We start from the raw sequence: 24,399 nt of genomic DNA, 5'->3' as shown, positions 1-24,399 counted from the left end.
GGATAAGATGTCATACGCAATAGGAATAGATTGTGGTAACACCGCGATAAAGGCGGCGCTATTTGATGAAAATGGTCATGAAATAGCGACGGTCGCGAGCAATTATCCGACTCATATCCCCAGCCCCGATTATACCGAAGCAGACATGAATGAATGTTGGCAGATCTGTGCCAACGTTATCGCCAATCTCATTGAGAAAACTGGCATTGATAACGAACAGATTGCTGCAATAGGCACGAGTGGGCATGGCAATGGATTGTATCTACTCGATCATGAAGACTCACCATTGCTTGCGATCAAATCGTTGGATAATCGCGCAGAGAAATTGGTACAAGCGCTGCAACAATCGACGTCTTTCCACGCAATTAAAACCAGAAACCGTCAAGGTGTATGGTCATCGCAAACGGCGACACTGTTACTTTGGTTAAAGCAGCATCAACCCAGCGTATATCAGCAAATTGGCCAGGTGTTATTTTGCAAAGACTTCGTTAACTATAACCTTACGGGTGAGTGTGCAACCGAATGGGGGGACATTACCGCGTCGGGCTTGTTTGATTTCGAGCGTGATGAAATTTCAGATGAATTGCTCGATTACTATGACCTTATGGATATTCGCAGCAAACTGCCGGCAATCTATGAAAGCCATCAGGTGATAGGTCAGGTCACAGATAGCGCAGCCAGTGTCACGGCACTCAAAGCGGGTACGCCTGTCATTGCCGGATTGTTTGATGTTGTCGCTTGTGCTTACGGTTGCGAGGCCAGTCAAATTGGTGCGACGTCTGTAGTGGCGGGAACGTGGAATATTAATCAGGTTGTGACGGCTTCGTTGCCTCCTGCGAATATCTTCATGGCGTGCAAGTTTTCTAAAGACCGTTATTTGGCGATTGAGTCCAGTACCTGTTCGGCCTCAAATCTAGAATGGCTGGTTGAGCGTTTCTTCTCTGATAAAAGAGCCCGTGAAGCGGAGTTGGGCACTACTATTTTCGAACAGTTTAATCGTCAGCTCGAAGACGTTGAACTGACCCATTCTCTGCCAATCTTTCATCCCTATCTATATGGGTCAACCCATCAAGATAACCAATCCGCCAATTTGTTTGGACTTAAAGGCTGGCATCAAGACATACACATCGTTTACGCCTTTTATGAGGGGATCGTTTTTGCTCATCTTGAACATATTGAGCGCTTACGAGAGACCGGGTATCAAGTAGATCGTATTGCAATAAGTGGCGGGGCATCGAGAAGTCAGTATTGGTGTCAGCTATTTGCCGATGTGCTAGGCGTTACCGTCATCCCTGGTGGCTGCGATGAAGTGGGCGCAAAAGGGGTCGCGATGTTAGCGCTTGCGAGCGTAGCGAATACCGATAAAAGTGATAAGCGCGCTCAAGCAGATCAAGTGACTCAACGACGATTTGAGCCAAACCACAAGCGTGGCGAATTTTTTGCGGCGCGATACCGAAAATATGGCTTGCTAAGAGACGCGCTGACCTTGTTAAGCTAATCACGAGCGAATAAATAACGCTAATTCTAGTTCAACCACGATATTACGGTGGCGGGGTTATTACGCCCAGAATATGGATTTTCAAATAATGATACATATTGTATCGATATAAATTATGAGGTGAGTTATGAGTCAATCTATTGTTTTACCGAAGTTTTTGGAAGTGGGTGAGGGCGCCACGAAGCGAACAGGAGAGATTGCGCTTCAGCTTGGTTGCCAGCGAGTCATGATTGTGTCCGATCCCGTGATGAAAACGCTTGGGCAAGTCGAGCAACTTAAGTCGATAGTCAATCAAGCTGGCGTGGAGGCTGATGTGTTTACCGATACGATTCCTGAGCCGACGGAAGCGTCGATATTGCCCGCAGTCAGTAAGGTCATCGATGGTCGTTATGATGGGGTGATTGCGTTGGGTGGAGGGAGTGTTATCGACAGCGCCAAAGCCATTGCTTTGTTGGCCCAATACCAAGGGCGAATTCGTGATTACTGCGTACCTAATATCGTTACGTCTCCCATCATGCCGCTTATTGCTATTCCAACTACGGCTGGAACCGGCTCTGAAGTAACCAAAGTGACCATTATTACCGATGAGTCTAATGATGAAAAATTGCTGTGTATGGGACCTGGCCTAATTCCTTCCGCTGCCATTATCGATTTCACTCTAACCATGACAGCCCCAGAACGAATCACGGCAGATACGGGAATTGATGCACTGACGCATGCCATTGAAGCCTATGTCAGCGGAAAATCGGGTTTGTTTACCGACCAGCAAGCGTTGTTGGCGATGAAGCTCATCGCGCCAAACTTACGTGAAGCGGTAAATAACCCAGATAACAAAAACGCAAAAGAGCAGATGATGCTCGGTGCGACATTAGCGGGTATTGCCTTCTCTAATGCCTCTGTTGCGCTGGTGCATGGTATGAGTCGTCCGATTGGCGCGCATTTTCATGTGCCTCATGGCATGAGTAACGCCATGTTATTGCCAACGGTGACCGAATATTCCATCCCTGCTGCGAAAACTCGATACGCCGAGTGTGCTCGCGCGATGGGAGTGGTTGATGCCTCAACCAATGAAGATGATGCGGTGAAGGCATTATTGAAAGAACTGAAACAAATCAACCAAGACCTGTCTGTCCCTTCGATGCGTGACTTTGGTATCGATAAACAGGAGTTTTGGTCAAATCTCGACATCATGTCCGAACAAGCATTGGCGTCCGGTTCGCCCAATAACAACCCAAGAATTCCAGATAAAGAGGCCGTTATCGAGCTATATAAGGCGGCGTGGTAACTGTTTCTATGTCCAGGTAACTGTGTCTATGTCCAGGTAATTGTGTCTATGTCCAATAGTCCAATCCCAAATGAGCCCATTTCAAGTTAAGCCTAAAAATACAGACAAGGAAGACAAAATGATCAGCAATTTCATAAACAACCAACGTGTTGAAAGTCAGTCAGAAAGGCAGCAGCCAGTGTTTGACCCCGCCACAGGGCAAGTACAAGACCACGTTGTGCTCAGTTCCCGTAATGAGGTCACGCAAGCTATCTCAGACGCAGAGGCGGCTCTGCATTCTTGGTCGACAACAACGCCACTTAACCGATCTCGAGTGATGTTTAAATTCAAAGCGTTACTTGAGGAAAATCGTGAGGAACTGGCCAATATCATCAGCCGTGAACACGGTAAAGTGTTTAGTGATGCGTTAGGAGAAATTACCCGCGGTTTAGAAGTCGTTGAGTTTGCATGCGGCATTCCCCATCTACAAAAAGGGGAGCACAGCTTAAATGTCGGCACTGGTGTGGACTCGCACTCTCAAATGATGCCATTGGGTGTGGTGGCTGGTATTTCTCCTTTCAATTTTCCAGTGATGGTACCGATGTGGATGTTTCCTATCGCCATTGCGACGGGCAATACCTTTATTCTTAAACCGTCAGAGAAAAACCCTTCTGCGCCATTGTTTCTTGCTGAATTACTTAAACAAGCGGGTTTACCTGACGGGGTGTTTAATGTGGTGCAAGGCGATAAAGAAGCCGTAGATACACTACTTCAAGATGCGCGAGTACAAGCCGTGAGCTTTGTTGGCTCAACCCCAATTGCTGAATATATCTATTCGGAAGGCGCAAAATATGGCAAGCGAGTGCAAGCCTTAGGTGGTGCAAAAAACCATATGGTGGTGATGCCTGACGCGGATATTGATGGCGCAGTCAATGCATTAATGGGGGCAGCGTATGGCGCCGCGGGGGAGCGTTGCATGGCGATTTCGGTTGCCGTTGCCGTAGGCAAAGAAACAGGGGATGCCTTAGGTCGCCATCTGCAGGATAAACTCGCCACGCTCAAGGTTGGACCTGGTTACGGCCAGTCGGTTGAAAACGACATGGGGCCGCTTATCACCAAAGAACATAAACAAAAAGTCTGTGGTTACATCCAAAAAGGGGTCGAGCAAGGCGCGAGTGTATTGGTGGATGGTCGAGACTTGGAGCTGGCGAAATCCAGTGACGGTTTTTTCGTTGGTGGGACGTTATTCGACAATGTCACCACGGACATGACGGTGTACCAAGAAGAGATATTTGGTCCGGTATTGTGCATTGTTCGAGTCGACAGTTATCAAGAGGCGTTGAAGATCATCAATGACCACGAGTATGGCAATGGGACGGCCATTTTCACTGCCGACGGTGATACCGCGCGTGATTTTAGCACCAATGTTCAAATCGGTATGGTGGGGGTTAATGTCCCAATTCCTGTGCCTATGGCCTTCCATAGCTTTGGCGGCTGGAAACGTTCATTATTTGGCCCTCTTCACATGCATGGCCCAGATGGCGTTCGATTCTTTACTCGAATGAAAACCATCACCACTCGCTGGCCTGAGTCTGATGTCAAAGTTGGCTCTAAAGAGACGACCCCATCACAAGCCGAATTCGTCATGCCGACTATGAAATAGCGAGATAACGCATTGACGTGATGAGGGGTGCGGTAGGTTTGCTTAAATTGAGTTAGCGGTCACTAGATTGGCTAATTGAGTTTGGATTGAATCGGTTGGCGATCCTGTCCTCTTCATGTTTTTAAGTGCTCACTTTTCGTAGAAAAGTGAGCTTTTTTTAGTGACCATAAAAACAAGGAGAAGGCGATGAAAGCCATTAGCTTGATCAAGTCCCTTAGCTTAATAAAGTCCCTTAGCTTAAAACCAGCCATTAGTCTGGATAAGTCTAAAGAGACGTGGCGTCGCCCTGTTGTAAGCAGTGTTTTAGCGGGGTTATGCAGTACCTCGTTTATCGCCGCAGCGTATGCTGCACAAGGACCCGGCTTAGGTAATCTAAGTTATGGTTCATCTGAAGCATTTACTCATGTATCGAGTCCGCTTGTCGATGATACCACCAACTTTTTGCCACCTGATTACCCTGGACGAAAACATTACGGTGTCAACGTTATGACCATGCTTAATGGTTATATGGTTGGTGTATTTGCCCCCGACAGTGGCGGTGGCCCCGGTGGGTGGATTGCGCTGGATGTCTCTAACCCAAAATCCATGCAGTTAGTGAAAACGGTGTATGAGCCAGATTTAGCTAATTTGAACCGCACTGGAGATGGATTAAGAACGGCTGAGTTTAGAGAGCCACATTCGTTTGGTTTAGGTGAAAACAATACGATTGCTATTCAGACGGGTAAGGGTATTGAAATCTGGGATTGGTCTGATGTTGCAAACCCAATTCGCTTATCAAAGCTCGCGATATCAGGGGTGAACTTTGGTGATTATAACAATGTGTCGTGGCAACTTTTCTGGCAAGCACCTTACCTTTATATCGCTCGTGGTAATGCTGGGCTCAGTATCGTTAACACCAGCGACATGAGCAATCCCACATTAGTGAAAACGGTCGCAAACTCTGAACTGGGTGGCTTTAATATTGGACCATTGTTTGCGTTGGGTAACCGTATGTTTATCTCAAGCATGGAAGGGACGGCAGGTTTCTCTATGCTGAATATCGATGATCCAGTCAATCCCACGTTAGTGAAGACGGTGAATCGACTTCCTGAAAAATACTATGCGTCCTGTTGGGATGGCAAATACGCCTATTTTGGTGCTCGAAGTACCAATGATGCATTGCGCGTTTATGATACGACCACCAACCCAATGAGTTTGGTTAACGAAAAGCTTACTGGCTTTGAAAACCTTTACTGCAACGTGCAAGACAATAAATTGTTTCTGGGTAATCAAGACGACATCGCGGTGTTAGATGTGAGTGATATCAATAACATTCGCGAGCTAGGGCGAAGTTCTCTTAATGCGACGAGCAGTAACACCGATCATGGGCAAGTGTTTCCATTTGGTAACCTAGTCTGGGTGGGGAATGACCATGGGTCGGGAAGTGGGCTGATTGCTCATCAAAGTACCGCCGACCAGGTGCCGCCTTATATTTCTGCGGCCAATCCAGCGATTGATTCGACCTTGCAACCACTATCAACCCGGATTGGTGTTGCACTGTCAGACAGTGTGCTAATGGAATCAGTCAATAGTAGTTCATTTACCGTAACAAAAATTGGCAGTGTGACACCCCTTCAAGGCCAATACAGCACCAACTTAGGTTTTGTTCACTTCACTCCATCGCAAAGCCTAGAGGCGGATAGCATTTATGAAGTTGTGCTTGAAGGGATCGAAGACTTTGCTGGCAATCCAATGGCGCGCACTGAGTATCGATTTGCTACAGGCTCTCAAGTCGGGCATGACGTTTCGGTGTCGGCGAACGATAAAGTGACGTTAGGCAGTAGCGTGAGTGTTTCTGCCTCAACCGTCCCTTTGCTAGGTGGCACTATAGAGTATTCGTGGAACTTTGGTGATGGAGGGAATTCGACGCCGTTCTCTGCGAGTGGGAATGCCGATTATGTGTATGGTCAGCCGAATCATTGGTCGGCAGTTGTGACGGTCAAAGAAACCACGGTTGACGGGGTATTTGAAAGTAGCCAATCGGTACCGATTACGGTGTACCGAGAGCCAACCGCTACCTCACCCACTGCCTCCTCTACTATTGTTGAGTCGGCAGGCCAAGTGGTGGTGGTCAATGAAGATAATGACACGATAAGTGCGATCAGTAATGTGGCGCCTTATGCTAAGTTGTGGGAAACCGCAGTCGGTGATCAGCCAAGAACCTTGGCGGTAGCACCTAATGGCAATCTCTGGGTGGTGAATCAAGTAGACGCTACGATTTCTATCGTGACTAACGCCGGACTATTTGTTGAAAATATTGCTCTGCCACGAGGCTCACAACCCTATGGTATTGCATTCTCCCCAGATGGAAGCAACGCTTTTGTTTCTCTTCAAGCGAGTGGCCAACTGGTTAAAATTGACCCAAGTTCGAAAAGTATCGTGGCGACGGCTGATGTGGGGCATAGCGCTCGTGGATTAGCGATAGACAGTGCTTCTTCTCGGGTTTTAGTGACCCGCTTTATTTCTCCGCAATCTAACGCTGAAGTGGTTGCTGTTGATGCCTCAACAATGACCGTTGACCAGAGTTACCTCATTAGCAAAGATACCACCACGGTTGATGGACCAGACAGAAGCCGAGGCATTGCGAATTACCTAGGTTCGGTAGCGATTTCTCCTGATGGCTACAGTGCTTGGTTACCATCCAACAAAGCTAACGTCGATCGCGGTGCGTATCTTGAGGGGGATGACGCGAAAGCGTTAACCTTTGAGACGACGGTAAGGGCGGTCGTGAATAGACTCGATCTTAATACCAATACAGTGATGGCGAATGCGCTTGATATCGATGACCGAGCGCAACCCAAAGCCGCCGTATTTAGTGATATTGGCGACTTGGTTTTTATTGCTGTTGAAGGTCAAAATAGTATTGAAATTCGTAATACCTTTAATCTAAATCGAGCGGGGGAGATCTTCGATACCGGGCTTGCACCACGTGGATTATTGCTATCTGGCTCAACACTATTTGTCCATAACTTTATGTCAAGAACGGTGTCTGTCCACGATGTCACCACCTTTCTTTCTGACCGAGGTGATATTTCAACACTCGCTCAGGTTTCGGTTGTGGCTAATGAAGCGTTACATCCAAGAGTATTGCGAGGGAAACAAATATTCTATAACGCCGCCGATGCCAGAATGACGCAAGATGGCTATATTTCTTGCGCAAGTTGTCACGCTGATGGCGATAGTGATCATCGAGTATGGGATTTCACAGATCGAGGTGAGGGGCTAAGAAATACTATCTCACTTCTAGGTAAAACAGGGACTGGTAACGGTCGAGTGCATTGGACTGCCAATTTCGATGAGATTCAAGATTTTGAAAACGATATCCGTTATGCGTTTGGTGGACGCGGCTTTATGGTGGATGCCTTGTTTACTCTGGCAGAAAACCCTCTAGGCGTATCTAAATCGGGCAAAAGTGAAGACTTAGATAACTTGGCGTTCTATGTGAGCAGCTTAAACCAATTTCCGAAAAGTCCGCATCGAGAGCCTTCGGGTTTATTGACGGCTGATGCATTGACTGGCGAAGCATTGTTTAGTTCGAAAAGTTGCGATAGCTGTCACTCTGGCGTGTATTTTACCGACATGCAGCGACATGATGTTGGCACCATTGAAGCGTCATCAGGGCAAGGTATCAATGCTCCGTTAGCTGGAGTTGGCTTTGATACTCCAAGTCTTATTGGGGTTTGGAGTAGTGCGCCGTACTTCCATAACGGACAGGCTGCGACACTTGATGATGTATTGCAAATCGGGACACAGCATACGGTGTCCAATAGTACCGAAAGAGCAGCACTTGTCGCATATCTTGAGCAGATTGAATATGAAGGGCCAGACATTGTCGTCCCAGAGCCGCCACAAGCGACAGCTTATACCTACTTAAGTGACTTAAATGAATCAGCGGCAACGAATGGTTGGGGGCCGATCGAGAAAGATACCAGCGTAGGGGAAAATGCCGCAGGAGATGGGCAAGTAATCTCTATTGGGGGGAGTGAATTTAAAAAAGGCCTTGGTGTTCATGCCCATTCTGAAATTACCTATAGTCTGACCGGAGGCAATTACGACCAGTTCACGGCTTTTATTGGCGTGGATGATGAAACGGGCAGTTCAGGTTCGGTGGTCTTTGAAGTGTGGCTTGACGGCGTCATGGCCTACCAAAGTAGTATTCTACGTGGTAGCGATGTCGCTGAGTATGTGGCAGTGAATATAAGTAGTAGCGCGCAAGAGTTAAAGCTGGTGGTAAGCGATGCGGGTGATGGCGTTGGCAGTGATCATGGTTCTTGGGGAGATGCAAAGCTGCGTACCCCTAGTGATGGTACTAGCTCCGCAGTTCCTGGTCTGTTTTATGGCACGCTTTCTGGCAATATCAATGATACGGATCCCAATCCTAAATCCGCCATTACAACCAACTTGAGTGAAACCGAAGATGCCATTGCAGGCAATACTACAGAGGTGTATACCGGTTATATCTACGATGCTGATGGGCAAATTTCGTTTAGTGAGAACAACGATGACAAGACGCGCCTTTGGATAGATGGCCAATTGGTATTAAGTAGCGATTTATGGAGTGACAGAGTATCCACCGCTAACCTGAACCTTGCTCCTGGATGGCATCAGTTCGAACTCAGATTGAGTAACGGAAGTGGAGGGAATGGACCTCATAATGGGTTTGCCTTTGCGTATGATCCCGATGGTGGAACCAATTGGATTCATCCATCGGATAATGGCACTGGTCACTTATTTATGACCGAAGACCCGGGTAGCAACCCAACGCCGTCAACGTTGATTTATTTGAGTGACCTACAAGAGGACTCGTCGACTAACGGTTGGGGGACGTTTGAAAAAGATATGAGTAATGGAGAGCAAGCCACGCAGGACGGAACGACAATCTCGATTGGTGGGCAAAGCTTTGCTAAAGGGCTTGGTGTTCATGCCAATGCTATCATTAGTTATCCCCTGCCTGCGGGTCAGTACAGTCGTTTCTCAGCCAATATTGGCATTGATGATGAAGTGGGTAATAAAGGCTCGGTCGTGTTCCAAGTGGAATTGGATGGTGTGTTGTATTATCAAAGCGCAACCCTCACGGGAACGGATGGTGTCGAGGTCGTGTCAGTTGATATCCCAGCCGATGCGACGTCTCTGACTCTCAAAGTAAACGATGCCGGTGATGGTAACGGGCACGACCATGCGAGCTGGGGGAACGCTGCACTTCTTCAAAACTAAACTCACGAGGGCTTGCTTAGGTAAGCCCTCGTTTTTATTTTATCTACATACGACGGTTGTTGATTAGAGCGAGTATTGATTAGATCAAGAGCGGATTAGAGCAAGTGTTAAGTTGCACTTACTGAACAAAAGCAATAGGCTATCTAGAGCATATTGAATACCGTTCAAGGAAGAATTCAGTTTTATGGCAACCTCTAACTCGGCAACCTCTCATTCGTCAAAATCCAGCTCAGAAAAAGCGCACTCAGTAAATGCAACCAAAGGGTCGACTTTAGAGCGAGTGCTGCAAGTGGTAGCGGTTGTTGCCAAAAGTCGTGGTCAGCTCAATAGAGAATCAATAGCAGAGCAGCTTTCTATGCCGATTGCCTCTGCCAATAAACTAATCAATCAGCTTATTTCATTAGGCCACCTGCAAGAAAACATCATCGGTCGAGTGATTGCAGGCCCCAACCTCCAATCGTTATCGCATGATATTTTAAAGAATCAGCGTTTTTCTGAGCAGCGCACATCGGTGCTGCAAGATTTATCTGACCGTATCGGTGAAACGTGTGGAATCTCAGTGCCGAATGGCATCGAGATGGTTTATTTCGAACGCGTGAATTGCAACTGGCCGTTGCAAATTAACTTGGCAGAAGGCAGCTTAGCACCGATTGCGGCTTCAGCCTCTGGCAAACTGTATCTTTCATCGCTTGATAGTACAATTCGCGAAAACGTTGTACAGCATATGGGACTAACGGAATACACGCCGAAAACCATCACTCACGAAGGTCTTTTTCTTGAAGAGCTAGCACGTATTTCTGAACAGGGATTTGGTGAAGACAACGAAGAATTTGTCGATGGCATGGTTGCTATATCGGTACCTATTGGTTCTGATGAGCTCAGCTTTGGTTACTTGTTTTGCCACGCCCCGAGCTTTCGTACTTCGTTAGAGAAGTTAAAAACGTATCGACCAGAATTGCAGTCTGCGGCGAAAGAGATATTGGATTTTACTTTAGAGGAACTAAAGCGAGGTCAAGCGTAGCATCTTTGATGTGTATGGTCTTACTGCTTGCTTTATAGTGCCTAGTGCCTAGTGCCTAGTGCCTAAAGCCTAAAGCCTAAAGCCTAGTAGGTATTGAATCAACTACAGCAGCGCTTTTCAATCCTGCCAATTTAGTCATCTTTGCGATCCGCAGACAACTTCATATCTTGATATACGGCTTCTAAACTTTGTTGCGCGATACGTAAAATAGGTAAGTAGTTTTCAAGCTCAGTGACGCTCTTACGGCTTTTCGGACAATGACAGAATAATGCGGCCATAAAGTGGCCGAATTGATCGTAAAGCGGCAGTGCAATGGCCACCATGCCATCAATAAATTCTTCATCATCAACACTGTAACCACGTCGTTGAATGGTATTGAGCTCTTTTTTAAGGCTCTGGTTATCGACGATGGTGTTTTTCGCGCATTGAGAGAGCTCTAACTTACTTAAAACACGGCGAAGCTGCGGCGGTGTCAGCGTACTCAAAAATAACTTACCACTTGCTGATGCCCATAGCGGGGTTGGAAAACCAACAGGGATAACGATTTGCAGTGGCCAATTGGTTTGGATGCGATCGTAATACACCATATGTGGGCTCGGATCGTCGTTGGCAAGCGCCAGACCACAGGTTTCTTCAAGTTTACGTGATAGACCATGCAGTATTGCTTGGCGTTGTAATTTGTGCTGATTGGTCAATCTTACGTCCAACGCAATCGACAGCATTTGGGAACCGGGATAGAAATGACCACGTTCATCCAGTTGAACGTAGTTGGCTTCTTCAAGCTGTTGAAGTAAACGATGGCAAGTGGGCTTTGGAATACCAGACTCAAAGATGATATCGGAGGCTGCAATAGGGCTCTTTGCTTCACCAATACGCTCAATAACGTTGATAAGACGATCAACTGAATTTACTTTTTCTGACACCTTTATTTCCTTTTAATGGCGAGCCCTAAAATAACATCTGACAATAATGTGTCACAGTGTGCCATGTGGGCAGAAGCGCTTTATAGTCCCAGAGTCTTCACTGACTTTCAACTGGTTAGCGGTTCGATCGTGTGGTTCAAATGAGGTAATGCGATCGAATTAATCAAATATTCTTCTCGTCCTGTGGTTGGTGAGTCCATCATTAACAATTGTCCAGATAAAGGATATTGGCTTCTTTCTTGAACGGTGAGTTCAAAACTCGCGGTGGTGATGAATAAAGTGTCGAAGTTGTCACCTCCAAACGTACAACGAGTCGCGTGTTTTACTGGAAGGTTGATTTCGCCAATCCGTGTGGCAACGCCAATCTGTTGAGAGTCCGCGGTATAATAAGAGACCATGCCACCATCCCAATGACAGATATATAGGTTACCTTGACGATCGACGCTCAGTCCGTCTGGATACCCTTGGTTTTCGTTAAACTCGATAAAAACAGCTTTGCTGAGAATTCGACTCATGCTTTCATCTAATTGGTATTCATATACTTTCCGCTGAAACATGTTGGAACAGTAAGCGCGTTTTAGTATGGGGTTGAATGCAATACCGTTAGCCACACTAAATCCCGTGTCCATTTCTTTCGTCACGCCATCAGTTAATTGATAGAGCTTCCCATCAGGTGCGTCAAGCTGGGTATGATTCATAGATCCAAACCATAAAGTGCCAGTTGGTGAGGTTACGGCATCGTTAAGGTGGAGGTGAGCGGTCGAAAAACAGGGATTGGCAATAGGCGTCAATTTTTCAAAGTTCATTGAGCAGTAAAACAGCCCCTGCTTACTTGCGCAGACCCATCCATTGTCATCGCAACGGGCAATAGCAGTAATATCGAATGGAACATTAATTGTCGTGATTGCGCTGGTGTGGAGCACGTATTCGTAGATTACCCGACCTGCGGCTTCTATCCAAACGACGCTCTTGGTGTCGGATTTCCATATGGGGGATTCACCAATGGTTGTCATAATTCCTTTTAGCGGCCGCATTATAAATCTCCATATATTGATACTTATCGTATCAATATAGCTGATTTTATGTTTATGGCAAGCTTGATTGGAGAATGTGCGAAGCCGCGCAGAGCGAAAATATGGGATGCCAAGTAATGCGCCAAGTGAATGCGTGATAACAACGAAATAACGCGAATGACCATAGCGATATGAGTTGTCTACATGGCGGGTAAGCGATCTCTCACAAAGTTGTAATCCTAAATGAATTTTGGGGGGAGTGAAATCGCCCTGACGATATGTATTATTCTGTTTTATAAGGATTAATTTCAAAGTGATACGATATAACTGTTTTTTTTACAATCTACTAACAAGCAAAAAGAGGGGGTTGTCGTTATTATATCTCTTGTCGACAGGATGACGACCATGGTGGAACAGGAATTGCTTAAGGATTGAGCCTCTTCAGGATGAAGAGATGGCTTTAAAAGGAAAAAAGCCAAGAACGGAATTCGTAAAGGATATTGAAAGGAAGCTGTTTTACAAGGATGAGTAGCGCTCTAAGGAAGGCAGTGGAAAACTTCTGGATGAAGTGATGGGATCGCATTGAAATGATGCAAAGGACACCACTTAAGGATTGAGTGAGGCAGGCTAACGAGGACTGTTAGTCGGTTAGGACAACCAAAGTTGGACACCGCTAGGATGGCGATGAATGGAATAAGCTAACGGAGTTTAGCACTACTATCATGGACTGATGCAGGGAGCACCATTAAGTAGCTGGACTGCTGCGAGTAAACGTTATGACCCCGATGACCACAAGGTCTCGGGGTTTTTCTTTGTCTGTTATTTTTAACAGAGTGGTTTGGATGTTTCAATGCGGTTGGGTTTGTTATTCTAGCAATAAAAAGTACGATAGATGTCATTCAACGCAGTGACTCAAAGAGACCGACTTTATGCTCAACTATATTGAACCTGTATTTCGACCGCCTTCCGAGTGGAAATCGCTAATACTGCAAGTGACGAATGGCTGCAGTCATAATCGATGTACGTTTTGTGATATGTACACTCAGCCACAGAAGAAATTCCGACCTAAAAAGCTAGAAGAAATTGAGCAAGAGTTACAAGCGATCGCTCAATCTGGCGCTCGAGTGCATCGGGTCTTCCTAGCTGATGGTGATGCCATGACATTACCGTTCCATCGTTTGCAAGCAATCTGTCAACTTATCAATCAAACCCTGCCTCAGGTGCAACGCATTTCCAGTTATTGTTTGCCGCGCAACTTAACGAATAAGACGGTAGAGCAATTAACTGAATTGCGGGCGTTAGGATTGAGCTTAATGTATATCGGTTGTGAAAGTGGTGATGATGAAGTCTTACAAAAAGTACAAAAAGGAGAGACTTTTGATTCATCATTAGCCGCGCTTAACAAAATCAAAGCGGCGGGAATGAAAAGTTCGGTGATGATTTTGAATGGTCTTGGCGGTGCTAATTTAAGTAAGCAGCATGCGTTGAACTCCGCCAAATTGATGAATGCTGCTCAACCAGACTATCTGTCAACCTTGGTGGTCTCATTTCCATTAGGGGACAAGCGTGTTGCTGCAGGTTTTGATGGTGAGTTTCGCCAATTGACCCAACCCGAGCTGTTTAGTGAAATTCAGCTATTACTCACAAATCTAACCTTAGAAAAGACGATTTTTCGCTCTGATCACGCGTCCAATTACTTGGTGTTGAAAGGTATTCTGGGGCGGGATAAGCAAGCTTTGTTGCAAAAAGTTGAGTTAGCCATTAATCACCCCGATCAGATTCCACTGCGTCAGGAATGGCAGCGAGGTTTGTAGGTGAGAGAGTTTTACTTACTGTTATGTCGGTTTTTACACCGCCCTTTTTTAAGGGCTGTGTTGCGTTAATTGCCCTGTATTTCCTGTTAAGTCATTGATCTTTTAAGTTGATGTGTTTTCTTTCTGATTGTTATTTCGTTAATTTTACAATCTGTTTTTTGTAAAATTGACAGTGTGAAAATTTCGTTGTGAAATTGTTACTTAAAAAGCGCTATGCTGTTTAACAAGCAATAACGTAGACGAGAGACAAGCGTTGAGGGTACTTGCTTAAGGTGTTATCCATTAGCTTTGAAGGAATAGACTATGAATATGCAGACATTCGATAAAACAGAACAAAACAACCCACATAATTTTATCGCTGAAGCCGTGTTTGCCGTGGAAATGGTCAAATCCAACGAGCAGACACAAAAACAAATAAAAGCGAAACAGCTTCTTGATACGTTGTTTCCACTGGAAAATGGATCTCATGAAGATGTAGTCAGTTATGAAATCGACTACCGCCATGTACAGGCTTACTTTAAAAATGGTCAGCACAGTGGTCTAAAGCACGCTAGACGCTTTGTTGCTTATGCCGGTGATAAATGCTCACCAGATTCCATTTTACTTCGAGACGAAAGCGGTACTCATGTTGAAGTGACGATGGGTCGCCGTACAGGAACTGGGCGCCTTGAATTAGTTGCTATTGATGATGTTCAACTTGAAACTTGTACCACGTTTGGACAAGCGGAAGGGCATAATGGCACAGGACTTCGTCATTGGGTAAGTTTGGTTAAAGGGGATGAAAAGTGTCGCCCGAAAGCCAGCAATGAAGACAAAGAATACACCGCGAAAAACGGTGAAGATTACAGCTTAGGGTTTGCGTTCTCCTTCTAATATTTATTCAATCTATTGCTATGTTGTTTCATAAGGAGCCAAAGAATCTTTTTCTGGCTCCTTTCTTTGGTTTGTTTTCTTTGTTTATTACCAACGCTTTTGCCAGAGGATTAGTGTTGAAGAGCAATAACAAAGCAAAGACGTTGATTAATCAGTTGCATGTTGGACTTTTGTTGTGAAACCATTAAATGTGAAGGTTGATGTATAAAAAGTAATCTTAGTGTCTCGGTTGAAATGTTTTATTTATCTAAGGATGGCTATTAACAGTTTGATCTTTAATTCATTTTTATTGTTTTTGCTCATTCGTATCCAGATGCGGAAGGAGGTTGATTTTTGTTCAGGTTTCAAACTAAGTATCAGCTGGGTCCCCTGAAGTTTACGCATTGTTAAATCTCCTAATCACATCGACATGTCCGGCCATCTTCCTGTATTCTCGCACTTATTAAAAAACGCCGTGTTTCGTCCGTCATTTTCACAGTTTCAGGAACCCATATCGTGACCGATTATGTAACCATTGATATACCTTTTGAATCACGATATCAGTGTTGGTTTTGTGGCGAACCTAGCAATGGGACGTTGCGGTGTCCTCAGTCTGGTGGTCATGCTCAGCTAAATGGCCTTGAGCTGCCAGTGTGTACCGAATGCGTATCTTTTGTAGACAAACGTTCCGATATGACGATTTGGCCACTTCGTCTACATATTAAAGACCGTCTTCTTAATAAATATGCGAAACACCTTGGTATCGGTGTAATTTGGACTAAAGAAGAGCTAGAGCAGTCGCAATTAGAAGGGGCGATTTTTGAAGGTTTTCGAGCCAGCGCGTGGAAAATGTATGAAATAGCTCGTGAAAGAATTGATTTCCAAGGCTGGGCATTGACAGTGGATGGTAACGCCGTTGAGTCATTGGATGACACCTTCTTTTTTGAGTTTCAAGGCACTCGGTTTCTAAGTGTCGAGTCAGCGGCGGCTTACTATGTTAAATCTGAAGGGCTAGATGAATCGTTGTTGTTAGGGTTGCTCGATATTCTTGGTAAGGAGCAGTTTGAATACGGTTTACGAATTACACGGTTAAATCCAAGGCCGACAAAAAAACGAAGAAACCAATTGCTACGTGAGGTGGAGCAACAACGCAGAGAAACAGACAGAGTCGCAACGCTATCAAACTCGCGGGTGAATGATGTGGATATTGGTGCGATTCGACCGGTTGTATTGAACAGTGCAGTGATTGAAGTTGAAGCTATCACATGGGTGATGGGACGGGCAATCACGACACTTAATGAACTGTCGCGCTTTGAAGATTGCTTTTTCGAAGAGCATGAGCACTTAGGTGGCCCGAGAGCGTTTCAATTGTTTGATAGTATTCAATTATATTTGCAGGCCCGTGAGGATCAAACGTGGGCTGAAAAGTTAGACCCAAACCGGTCTTTTTGGTCTCAATTATGCCGCTAGTGTCGTGTTTTTTAGCCTCAATATTTACCCTCTCCTAATGGTGACACGACCATGGTTTTGCCGTGTGGGTTAGATGATCATAATCAACCCGAGTGTGCTTAAAGGAGCAGAATTGGTACATTGAGTGTAAATGATCGATTGAACAAGAACTTAACCGCTGATGACAGCCTGCCACAACATCCCATACATGCCCCCTCTATGACAAACCCATACACGTAAAGACCTGCCTTTTATTTGTGTTTTTTATAATATTTACGTCTATATTTTAAAGGCTTATATATCGTATTGATATTTACAGAGAATTGACGTACTGCCGTTTAGTCTCGAGTTTATTTTGCGTAAAGTTCACAGCCAAAAACATAACAGCGATATGAAAGATATCCGGGAGTCAGTTCAGCCAATGCTAACAACAATCTTAAGTTTTGATCGAGAAGGGGTAAGCGCCTCGGAGGTAGAGCGTTCACACCGAATGGCGGGTATCTGGTGCTTCGTGTATGCGGTTGCATGGGCTTTAGTTTCTTATCAACTCGATCCTGCCGTACCTTATGATGCGGTTGAAGCCTTAAACTGGGCTAGCAACGGTGAGTGGGGGAGCCCAAACAACCCGTGGTTTGTTGGGTTTTTTGCTCGTGTTCTTCTCGTGTCTCCTTCAACCGAGTTTGCCTCTGCGTTTTGGTATGTCGGTCATTTCAGTGTGATTGCTTTAGGTATGCTAGGTTGTTACCGATTGGCGTACAAACTAACCGATTCCGTCGCTCTAGCATGGTTGGGGCTATTAACGCTGAATCTTTCTGGTGTCATTAACTTTGAGGCAATCCCATATAACGACAATTACTTGTTGTTTGGCTCTTGGTCATGGTTATTGTTGATGTTTACCAAAGCGGTATACGAGAATCCAAAGTGGTGGCTTCCTTTTGGTATTTTGGCTGGTTGCTCTGCAATGGCGAAATACACCACTTTCGCGCCAGTCGCGATGGTATTTATTGTGAGCCTAGCAGTACCAAGTGTACGTAAGGCGTGGAAGCAACCGATGTTTTATGCAGGTATTGCGGCGTTTATTGCTCTAGTACTGCCAAACTTCTTCTGGTTATTTGCTAATAACTTCTCTTCACTTAAATGGGTCAGCGGGCAGGTGTCGGCCCAGTTAAGCCCTGGTAGTTGGTTGGCACTGCTTTCTGTGTTTTATCCATTTATTCTGCTAGCTGGCCTGTTGGGGAAGAACGCGTTTCGCTTGCGATCTTCCATTCCGGAGAAAGTGTGGTTAAACACATTTGTATTACTTGCGCCGTTAATTGTCATCATGGGTTGGTTCACCTTCCATAAAGGTGGACGTTTGGTGGAATGGTTACACCCATTCTTCATGCCTGCACCTGCTGTGTTAGTGGCTTATTTATCAACGCAAATTCACGGTCAACTGCGCGGGGCTTTTAAAGTCCTGTCTGTTATGGCGCTAGTGATTATTACCGGTTATGCGTCGGTGATGATCTTTAACGTGAAGAATGCTGGCCAAGACTTTATTGGTATTAAGACACTGAGCAATCAAGCAAAGCAGTATTGGGATGAAAATAGCGACTCAGAGCTTACGTTAGTGGGCGGCAGTGAGCTTTCTGAATGGCTGACGTTTTATATCGCGCCACATCCAAAAATGAGTAATCAATGGAATAACGACACGTTACCCAACGTTTATAACCGCCACATCACTGCAGATAAAATTCGTGAGCAAGGTGTGCTGCTACTCGGTTATGCCGGACAAGGTTGTCATGATGGGGCGTTTTCTCGATTCACTAATGAATGGCCTCAGTTTGCCGTTGATGTTCAAAAAGAAGTGATATTTCAAGACTCACCACAAGAGCCAGAAGAGCCGATCTGTATTGGTGTGGTAAAGCCGCAGTAAATCGATGCAATAGCGGCATGAATACTGACAGAGAATAGATACGGAAAGTAAAAATGGCTCGTTTAAATAACGAGCCATTTTTGTATCTATGGATTCTTCAGTTCCTTGCTAACGGTATTGAGCGCGTGTCTTCGTGCAGTTTTTAAGGATGAAGCTTTAAAGGAGGAAACCGTCTGTTTAGGTGTCTGTTTACGCGACGCGGATCCCTTCTAAGTGTTGCTGGCATTGCTGTCTAGCGGTGGAAAAAAACGCTTGCAGGTAATGCTTGTCTTTTTCGCTGTGTCTAACCGCCGCATACAACCTTCGCCAGAGTCCTTCGCCAAGTGGTTTACTGGTAATTAACCCTTGTCTTGAGAATTCGCTCACCGCCCAATTTGGTAGCGCTGCCACCCCAAGGCCTGCAGAGACCATTTGAATCAGCATTAAGGTATTGTCTGCTTGTTTCCATCGTTGTGGTTCTACCCCTGCGGGGGTAAGGAAGTGCTTCACAATGTCGAGACGCTGCTTCTGCACAGGGTAAGTGAGCAACGTTTGGTCGGCAATGTCATTGGGTTCAATGCGATCTTTCTCGGCTAGAGGGTGTGAAATTGATGTCACCAAGCGCATTTCAAAATCGAATAAGGCTTCGTAGTGCACTTCTGATCGTGGTTGGATATCGGAGGTAATAACAAGGTCGAGTTCGCCTGCGACTAATGCAGGTAGAGGCTCAAAGCCAAAACCAGACGAAAAATCTAACTCCACGTGTGGCCAAGCAAGCTGATATTCTTTGAGTGCTGGCATGAGCCATTGAAAGCAAGAGTGGCAGTCAATAGCCATGTGTAGACGACCATGTATATCTTCTCTTAATCCCGCTAATTCGCCTTCTGCTTGCGCGAATCTCGGTAATATTTCATTGGCGAGCTTTAACAAAATCTCGCCCTCTGAAGTAAATTTCACCGGGCGAGTTTTTCGAATAAACAGCGGGGCACTGATCCTTGTTTCTAGATCTTTAAGTTGATGGGAGAGTGCGGACTGAGTCAGGTGTAGTGAGGTTGCTGTCGCAGTAAGCGACCCTGTATCCCGCAATGTTGCTAATGTTTTTAGATGCTTAAGCTCTATCATGACTGTCCCTAATCTTTATCCCTGTGGACTAACTTAACGCGATTTCTTCTATAAGTAAACGTCTAGACGGCTATAACTCATTCCTAATGGTGTTGAAAATAATTCATAATCAAGGTGAATTAATTGGAGTTGTTTCATATTGGGTGGTGCGGGATAGTTTAGACATCTGGACTGCTTAATAAGGACTACCATCATGACAACCACACATATTTTGGGTTACCCACGAGTTGGTGAAAAACGCGAGCTGAAATTTGCACTTGAACAATATTGGAAAGGTGCGACTGACGTGAAAGAACTGCAACAAGTGGCGGCTGGGATTCGTAAAAAGAACTGGTCACTTCAGAAAAATAACGAGCTGTCGTTTGCTACGGTGGGTGATTTCGCTTGGTATGACCATGTATTAGGAACAAGCTTGTTGTTGGGTCATGTCCCTAAGCGCCATCAACGGGGCTTCCCTGATCTTGATACGCTATTTCGCGTTGGTAGAGGCCAGTCGCAAGCCAGTTGTGGGTGCTCAGGTGAAGCCGCATCAGACATGACCAAATGGTTTAACACTAACTATCATTACATCGTGCCGGAATTCACTGCCGATGATAAGTTTGAATTGAGCTGGACTCAGTTATTTGATGAGATTAGTGAAGCGAAGCAGCAAGGCCATAATGTTAAGCCAGTATTGCTTGGGCCGTTGAGTTATTTGTACCTTGGTAAAGAAGTAGAAGAGGGCTTTGACCGATTAGCGCTGCTGCCAAGACTGCTTACCGCTTACCAAGCTATTTTCACCAAATTTGAAAAGTTGGGTGTGGAATGGGTACAGATTGATGAACCTATATTGGCGCTTGAGCTTGAGCCCAAGTGGTTAGATAGTTTTAAACTGGCCTATCAAGTCATTAGAAGCGATGTAAAGGTGCTACTCACTACGTATTTTGATTCTATTGTTGATGTACTACCAACCATTACCAAGTTGGATGTTGATGGCCTACATATTGATTTAGCGGCCGCGCCTGAGCAACTTAATGACGTCGTGAAAGCATTGCCAAGCCAATGGGTGCTATCTGCCGGTGTGATCAATGGTCGCAATGTTTGGCGAGCGAATCTTCATGGTAAGCTGAATGGTTTACGTGATGCGAAACAGCAACTGGGTGAGCGACTCTGGATAGCAACGTCGTGTTCTTTGTTACACAGCCCGGTAGATTTAGACCTTGAGACTAAATTATCGGAAGAAACGAAAAACTGGTTTGCTTTTGCTAAACAAAAAGTGGCGGAGGTCAGTTGGCTCTCTAGGGCGCTTGAAGGCGATGAAAAAGCGGTTGAATATTGTGCTCAGTACAGTCAGCCAATTATTGACCGTGAGCTCTCTACTTGGGTCAATAAGGCAAGTGTTCAGCAGAGACTCGCTGGGTTGAACGCGAACGATGCCAAACGTAGTGCGGTGTACGCAGAGCGTGCTCATCACCAAAAAGAAGTACTTCAACTGCCATTGCTGCCAACGACCACGATTGGCTCATTCCCACAAACCAGTGAAGTTAGGCAAACTCGGGCCGCGTTTAAGCGAGGTGACATTACGTCAGCACAATATAAAACGGCGATTCAAGGGTGCATCCAAGACACCGTGAAGCGTCAAGAGGAGATAGGCTTGGACGTGCTGGTTCATGGTGAAGCTGAACGTAACGATATGGTGGAATATTTTGCAGAAAATTTGTCTGGTTTTCAAACCACGCAATTTGGTTGGGTACAGAGCTATGGCTCACGTTGTGTAAAGCCGGCCATTGTCGTTGCTGATATCGAGCGTGAAGCCCCAATGACGGTGGATTGGACTTGCTATGCGCAGTCGTTAACGGAAAAACCGATGAAAGGGATGTTAACTGGACCGGTCACCATCTTATGCTGGACGTTCCCGCGTGAAGATGTGACGAGAGAAACCATTACCAATCAGTTGGCGTTTGCTTTGCAAGATGAAGTGTCCGATCTTCAAGCCGCGGGCATCAATATCATTCAGATTGATGAACCCGCTATTCGCGAGGGGTTACCGTTAAAAACCAGAGATCATGCAGAGTACTTAGACTGGGCGGTAAATGCTTTTAAAGTTTCAGCGGCCAGTGCGAAGCCTGAAACTCAAATACACACACACATGTGCTACAGCGAATTCAACGAAATCATTGATTCGGTCGCCGCTTTGGATGCTGACGTAATTACTATTGAAACGTCTCGTTCCAATATGGAACTGCTAAATGCGTTTGAAGCCTTTAATTACCCCAATGAAATTGGTCCAGGTGTCTATGATATTCATTCACCTAACGTGCCTAACGTGCCTGACGTGGAATGGATTGAGCAGTTAATTGAAAAAGCGGCGACACGTATTCCGGTCGAACGTTTATGGGTAAACCCAGATTGCGGGCTGAAAACGCGTAACTGGCAAGAGACGGAAACGTCGTTGAAGCATCTAGTGGAAGCCGCGAAGCGTTTACGTACGACACTGGTATAGCGAGGTTTCGGTCATGCTTATATCGTAAAATTAAAAACGGCTTGCATCTGCAAGCCGTTTTTATTGGTATTTCAAACACGCCATTAAGCAAGCTTATTAGCTATTAGTCATTAGCTCGTTAAGCATTTCGCCAACCGTCTTATTTTGTTGCGGGTTGAGCAGCAGACTTGGACGGTTGGTTACAATATTGCTTAGTCACGACTTGGTCGACCATCATTTGTCCGCGAGTATTCCGCATCATAATGCGATAAGTCAGCCCTAAGTCGAGATTGGCTTTCACTTCCCTGTCGGTACAGTAAAAGTTCATGCTGTTATGCAAGACTTCATCAATAGGCTTAGCACCACGAGCATCCGTGTTATAGAGCATCATAATCTCAACCATGCCTTTATTCGCGGAAGCTTTCATGATGGAAAGAGGACCATGCTCGATCGGTAAACCAGAAGATAAAATACTGGCTCGGCTTTGCGCGAGCATTTCTAACTGACGTTGCTCATCGTCACCTTTGCTTGAACAGCCAGCAAGTGAGGTAAGGGCAGCAAGTGATAACCAGATGACGCGACTTTTTAAAAGAGATTTCATGATATTAGAATACTTTTTTAAAAGGTTTTACGATGACGTTTTGGTACACGCCAGCATCGATATACGGGTCACTGTCGGCCCACGCTTGTGCATCTGCTAAAGAGTTAAACTCTGCGATGACGGTGGAACCAGTAAAACCTGCATCGCCTGGGTTATCGCTGTCAATAGCCGGCATTGGCCCCGCAGTTAACAGGCGTCCTTCATCTTGAAGTTGTTGCAGCCTAGCGAGGTGTTGAGGACGAACACTCATACGCTTCTCAAGTGAGTTCTCTACGTCTTGAGAAAAAATGACATACCACATATTTGGTTCCTTCAAATCATTAAGTCGTGACAAATGGTGCGGTTATATTGTTAGCGATGGGTCGTTCCGCTCTTTGACGACGGAAACGTAACTTGGCTTTTGCTAACGTACAGAGAAAAATAACGCGCACGATACCTATGGCTATACGATGTCACTTTTTAGCGTAAAAGTCATCGTCCACTGATGCTTAATTTGGATTAATTGGACGTGGTCTCCCATTTCCGTCAATGGCGACGTAATGAAATGTTCCTTCGCAGACTTGATAACGCTCGCCAACACCTTCTACCGTCACTGGTTTAACCCAAACCTCAAGGTTAATAGACATTGAGGTGTTGCCGATTTTTGTGCACTCGCCATAGCAGCAAACCACATCACCTACTTTTACTGGATGTTTAAATGTGATGCCTGATACGGACACCGTGGCGATTCGACCGTGAGAAATTTCTTTTGCAAGAATACCGCCAGCTAAGTCGAGTTGAGACATGATCCAGCCGCCAAAGATGTCACCGTTAGCGTTGGTGTTTTCCGGCATTGCCAGCGTTCGGATGATTAACTGACCTTTAGGAGTGGTCGTAATTGTATTTGTCATGATGATAAGCTTCCAAAAAGCAAAACAGCGACCCTAAGGTCGCTGCAATTCAGATATGGTGCGGAGTATACAAAATCCGCACAGCGAATCAAGACATGTGATCTTCATTCTCATTTTTGGTTGGTTTTCCGTCTTCGTCTTTTGGCATGTATTTGTAGATGTAGACACCGGTTACAACCGTAAAGCCGAGCGTGGCAGCTAATAGACCAAAGACTTTAAAGTTCACCCATACATCGAGTGGAAACTCATAAGCGACATATACGTTTAGGCCTGCACAAAACGAGAAGAACGCTACCCAAGCCCAAGTCACCTTCGCCCAGACGTGATCAGGTAAGGTAATTTCTTTGCCAAGCATGCCTTTAATAGCGCTACGGCCAATGGCATGGCTGACTGCTAGACCAATTGCAAAAATAGTGTACACGATGGTGACTTTCCACTTAATGAAATTGTCATCGTGTAAGAAGATAGTCATGCCACCAAATACCGCGACCATTAGGAAGGTGATGACCTGCATCTTTTCTACTTTTTTATAAAGGAAGTAGGTTAAGACAATTTGTACTGCTGTCGCAGCAATGAGTGCGCCTGTTGCGACATAGATGTCCTGCATTTTATACAGCACAAAGAAAATAATCAGGGGAATAAAATCAATAAGTTGCTTCATGTTTCTTGCAAACCTTGCAG

General features: G+C 45.4%; 17 protein-coding genes. 10 read left to right on the top strand and 7 right to left on the bottom strand.

Annotation, left to right across the window (positions count from 1 at the left end):
• Nucleotides 1–7: 7 nt before the first annotated feature.
• From MD535_RS13745 to MD535_RS13725, 5 genes are all read left to right on the top strand, one after another.
• Nucleotides 8–1,498 carry an FGGY-family carbohydrate kinase gene (locus MD535_RS13745; RefSeq protein WP_265675592.1) on the top strand — a complete coding sequence of 497 codons (1,491 nt, stop codon included), beginning with the start codon at nt 8–10 and terminating at the stop codon, nt 1,496–1,498.
• A 127-nt stretch (nt 1,499–1,625) separates the two neighbouring features.
• Entirely contained in the window at nt 1,626–2,783 is a 1,158-nt protein-coding gene (locus MD535_RS13740; RefSeq protein ID WP_265675591.1) for an iron-containing alcohol dehydrogenase, read from the top strand.
• Between the two features lie 118 nt (nt 2,784–2,901).
• On the top strand, nt 2,902–4,425 hold the full coding sequence (locus MD535_RS13735) for a CoA-acylating methylmalonate-semialdehyde dehydrogenase (protein WP_265675590.1): 1,524 nt from the start codon (nt 2,902–2,904) through the stop codon (nt 4,423–4,425).
• Between the two features lie 186 nt (nt 4,426–4,611).
• Complete coding sequence (locus MD535_RS13730; RefSeq protein ID WP_265675589.1) at nt 4,612–9,678, top strand: NPCBM/NEW2 domain-containing protein; 5,067 nt, start codon at nt 4,612–4,614, stop codon at nt 9,676–9,678.
• A gap of 184 nt (nt 9,679–9,862) precedes the next feature.
• Nucleotides 9,863–10,699: an IclR family transcriptional regulator gene (locus MD535_RS13725; protein WP_265675588.1), complete on the top strand. Its 837-nt coding sequence runs from the start codon at nt 9,863–9,865 to the stop codon at nt 10,697–10,699.
• Nucleotides 10,700–10,830: 131 nt separating this feature from the next.
• On the opposite strand, the gene MD535_RS26190 is transcribed toward MD535_RS13725, so the two are convergent.
• Together MD535_RS26190 and MD535_RS13715 are read right to left on the bottom strand one after the other, a co-directional pair.
• Nucleotides 10,831–11,622: an IclR family transcriptional regulator gene (locus MD535_RS26190; protein WP_265675587.1), complete on the bottom strand. Its 792-nt coding sequence runs from the start codon at nt 11,620–11,622 to the stop codon at nt 10,831–10,833.
• 107 nt (nt 11,623–11,729) lie between these two features.
• Complete coding sequence (locus MD535_RS13715; protein WP_265675586.1) at nt 11,730–12,656, bottom strand: SMP-30/gluconolactonase/LRE family protein; 927 nt, start codon at nt 12,654–12,656, stop codon at nt 11,730–11,732.
• A 908-nt stretch (nt 12,657–13,564) separates the two neighbouring features.
• Between MD535_RS13715 and MD535_RS13710 the strand changes: the two genes are divergently transcribed.
• From MD535_RS13710 to MD535_RS13695, 4 genes are all read left to right on the top strand, one after another.
• A complete protein-coding gene (locus tag MD535_RS13710) occupies nt 13,565–14,449 on the top strand; it encodes a radical SAM protein (protein WP_265675585.1) in 885 nt (294 codons plus the stop codon).
• A 303-nt stretch (nt 14,450–14,752) separates the two neighbouring features.
• Entirely contained in the window at nt 14,753–15,322 is a 570-nt protein-coding gene (locus MD535_RS13705) for an aldolase/citrate lyase/malate synthase family protein (RefSeq protein ID WP_265675584.1), read from the top strand.
• 495 nt (nt 15,323–15,817) lie between these two features.
• Entirely contained in the window at nt 15,818–16,771 is a 954-nt protein-coding gene (locus MD535_RS13700) for a hypothetical protein (RefSeq protein ID WP_265675583.1), read from the top strand.
• Nucleotides 16,772–17,171: 400 nt separating this feature from the next.
• Entirely contained in the window at nt 17,172–18,665 is a 1,494-nt protein-coding gene (locus tag MD535_RS13695; protein WP_265675582.1) for an ArnT family glycosyltransferase, read from the top strand.
• A 189-nt stretch (nt 18,666–18,854) separates the two neighbouring features.
• On the opposite strand, the gene metR is transcribed toward MD535_RS13695, so the two are convergent.
• Nucleotides 18,855–19,766 carry an HTH-type transcriptional regulator MetR gene (metR, locus tag MD535_RS13690; RefSeq protein ID WP_265675581.1) on the bottom strand — a complete coding sequence of 304 codons (912 nt, stop codon included), beginning with the start codon at nt 19,764–19,766 and terminating at the stop codon, nt 18,855–18,857.
• Nucleotides 19,767–19,956: 190 nt separating this feature from the next.
• Here metR and metE point away from each other — a divergent pair, with 190 nt between their 5' ends.
• Nucleotides 19,957–22,248, top strand: coding sequence for a 5-methyltetrahydropteroyltriglutamate--homocysteine S-methyltransferase (gene metE / locus MD535_RS13685; protein ID WP_265675609.1), 2,292 nt, complete (start codon nt 19,957–19,959; stop codon nt 22,246–22,248).
• A gap of 139 nt (nt 22,249–22,387) precedes the next feature.
• Here the strand turns inward: metE and MD535_RS13680 are convergent, their stop codons facing one another.
• From MD535_RS13680 to MD535_RS13665, 4 genes are all read right to left on the bottom strand, one after another.
• Nucleotides 22,388–22,828 carry a GspS/AspS pilotin family protein gene (locus MD535_RS13680; RefSeq protein WP_265675580.1) on the bottom strand — a complete coding sequence of 147 codons (441 nt, stop codon included), beginning with the start codon at nt 22,826–22,828 and terminating at the stop codon, nt 22,388–22,390.
• Between the two features lie 4 nt (nt 22,829–22,832).
• Nucleotides 22,833–23,129: a YciI family protein gene (locus tag MD535_RS13675; RefSeq protein WP_265675579.1), complete on the bottom strand. Its 297-nt coding sequence runs from the start codon at nt 23,127–23,129 to the stop codon at nt 22,833–22,835.
• 187 nt (nt 23,130–23,316) lie between these two features.
• A complete protein-coding gene (yciA, locus tag MD535_RS13670) occupies nt 23,317–23,718 on the bottom strand; it encodes an acyl-CoA thioester hydrolase YciA (RefSeq protein ID WP_265675578.1) in 402 nt (133 codons plus the stop codon).
• Between the two features lie 88 nt (nt 23,719–23,806).
• Nucleotides 23,807–24,379, bottom strand: a complete 573-nt coding sequence (locus MD535_RS13665) for a septation protein A (RefSeq protein ID WP_265675577.1) — start codon at nt 24,377–24,379, stop codon at nt 23,807–23,809.
• Between the last annotated feature and the right edge of the window lie 20 nt (nt 24,380–24,399).

The organism is Vibrio qingdaonensis (assembly GCF_026191675.1).
Lineage (GTDB): Bacteria > Pseudomonadota > Gammaproteobacteria > Enterobacterales > Vibrionaceae > Vibrio > Vibrio qingdaonensis.
Note: the sequence above shows the minus strand (reverse complement) of the source record. Positions and strands in the feature narration are given on the sequence as shown.

Coding starts and splice junctions, on each gene's coding strand:
- MD535_RS13675 (WP_265675579.1), bottom strand. CDS start 23,129: ATGTGGTATGTCATTTTTTCTCAAGACGTAGAGAACTCACTTGAGAAG.
- MD535_RS13710 (WP_265675585.1), top strand. CDS start 13,565: ATGCTCAACTATATTGAACCTGTATTTCGACCGCCTTCCGAGTGGAAA.
- MD535_RS13695 (WP_265675582.1), top strand. CDS start 17,172: ATGCTAACAACAATCTTAAGTTTTGATCGAGAAGGGGTAAGCGCCTCG.
- yciA (WP_265675578.1), bottom strand. CDS start 23,718: ATGACAAATACAATTACGACCACTCCTAAAGGTCAGTTAATCATCCGA.
- MD535_RS13730 (WP_265675589.1), top strand. CDS start 4,612: ATGAAAGCCATTAGCTTGATCAAGTCCCTTAGCTTAATAAAGTCCCTT.
- MD535_RS13705 (WP_265675584.1), top strand. CDS start 14,753: ATGAATATGCAGACATTCGATAAAACAGAACAAAACAACCCACATAAT.
- MD535_RS13745 (WP_265675592.1), top strand. CDS start 8: ATGTCATACGCAATAGGAATAGATTGTGGTAACACCGCGATAAAGGCG.
- MD535_RS13715 (WP_265675586.1), bottom strand. CDS start 12,656: ATGCGGCCGCTAAAAGGAATTATGACAACCATTGGTGAATCCCCCATA.
- MD535_RS13680 (WP_265675580.1), bottom strand. CDS start 22,828: ATGAAATCTCTTTTAAAAAGTCGCGTCATCTGGTTATCACTTGCTGCC.
- MD535_RS13735 (WP_265675590.1), top strand. CDS start 2,902: ATGATCAGCAATTTCATAAACAACCAACGTGTTGAAAGTCAGTCAGAA.
- metR (WP_265675581.1), bottom strand. CDS start 19,766: ATGATAGAGCTTAAGCATCTAAAAACATTAGCAACATTGCGGGATACA.
- MD535_RS13665 (WP_265675577.1), bottom strand. CDS start 24,379: ATGAAGCAACTTATTGATTTTATTCCCCTGATTATTTTCTTTGTGCTG.
- MD535_RS13740 (WP_265675591.1), top strand. CDS start 1,626: ATGAGTCAATCTATTGTTTTACCGAAGTTTTTGGAAGTGGGTGAGGGC.
- MD535_RS13725 (WP_265675588.1), top strand. CDS start 9,863: ATGGCAACCTCTAACTCGGCAACCTCTCATTCGTCAAAATCCAGCTCA.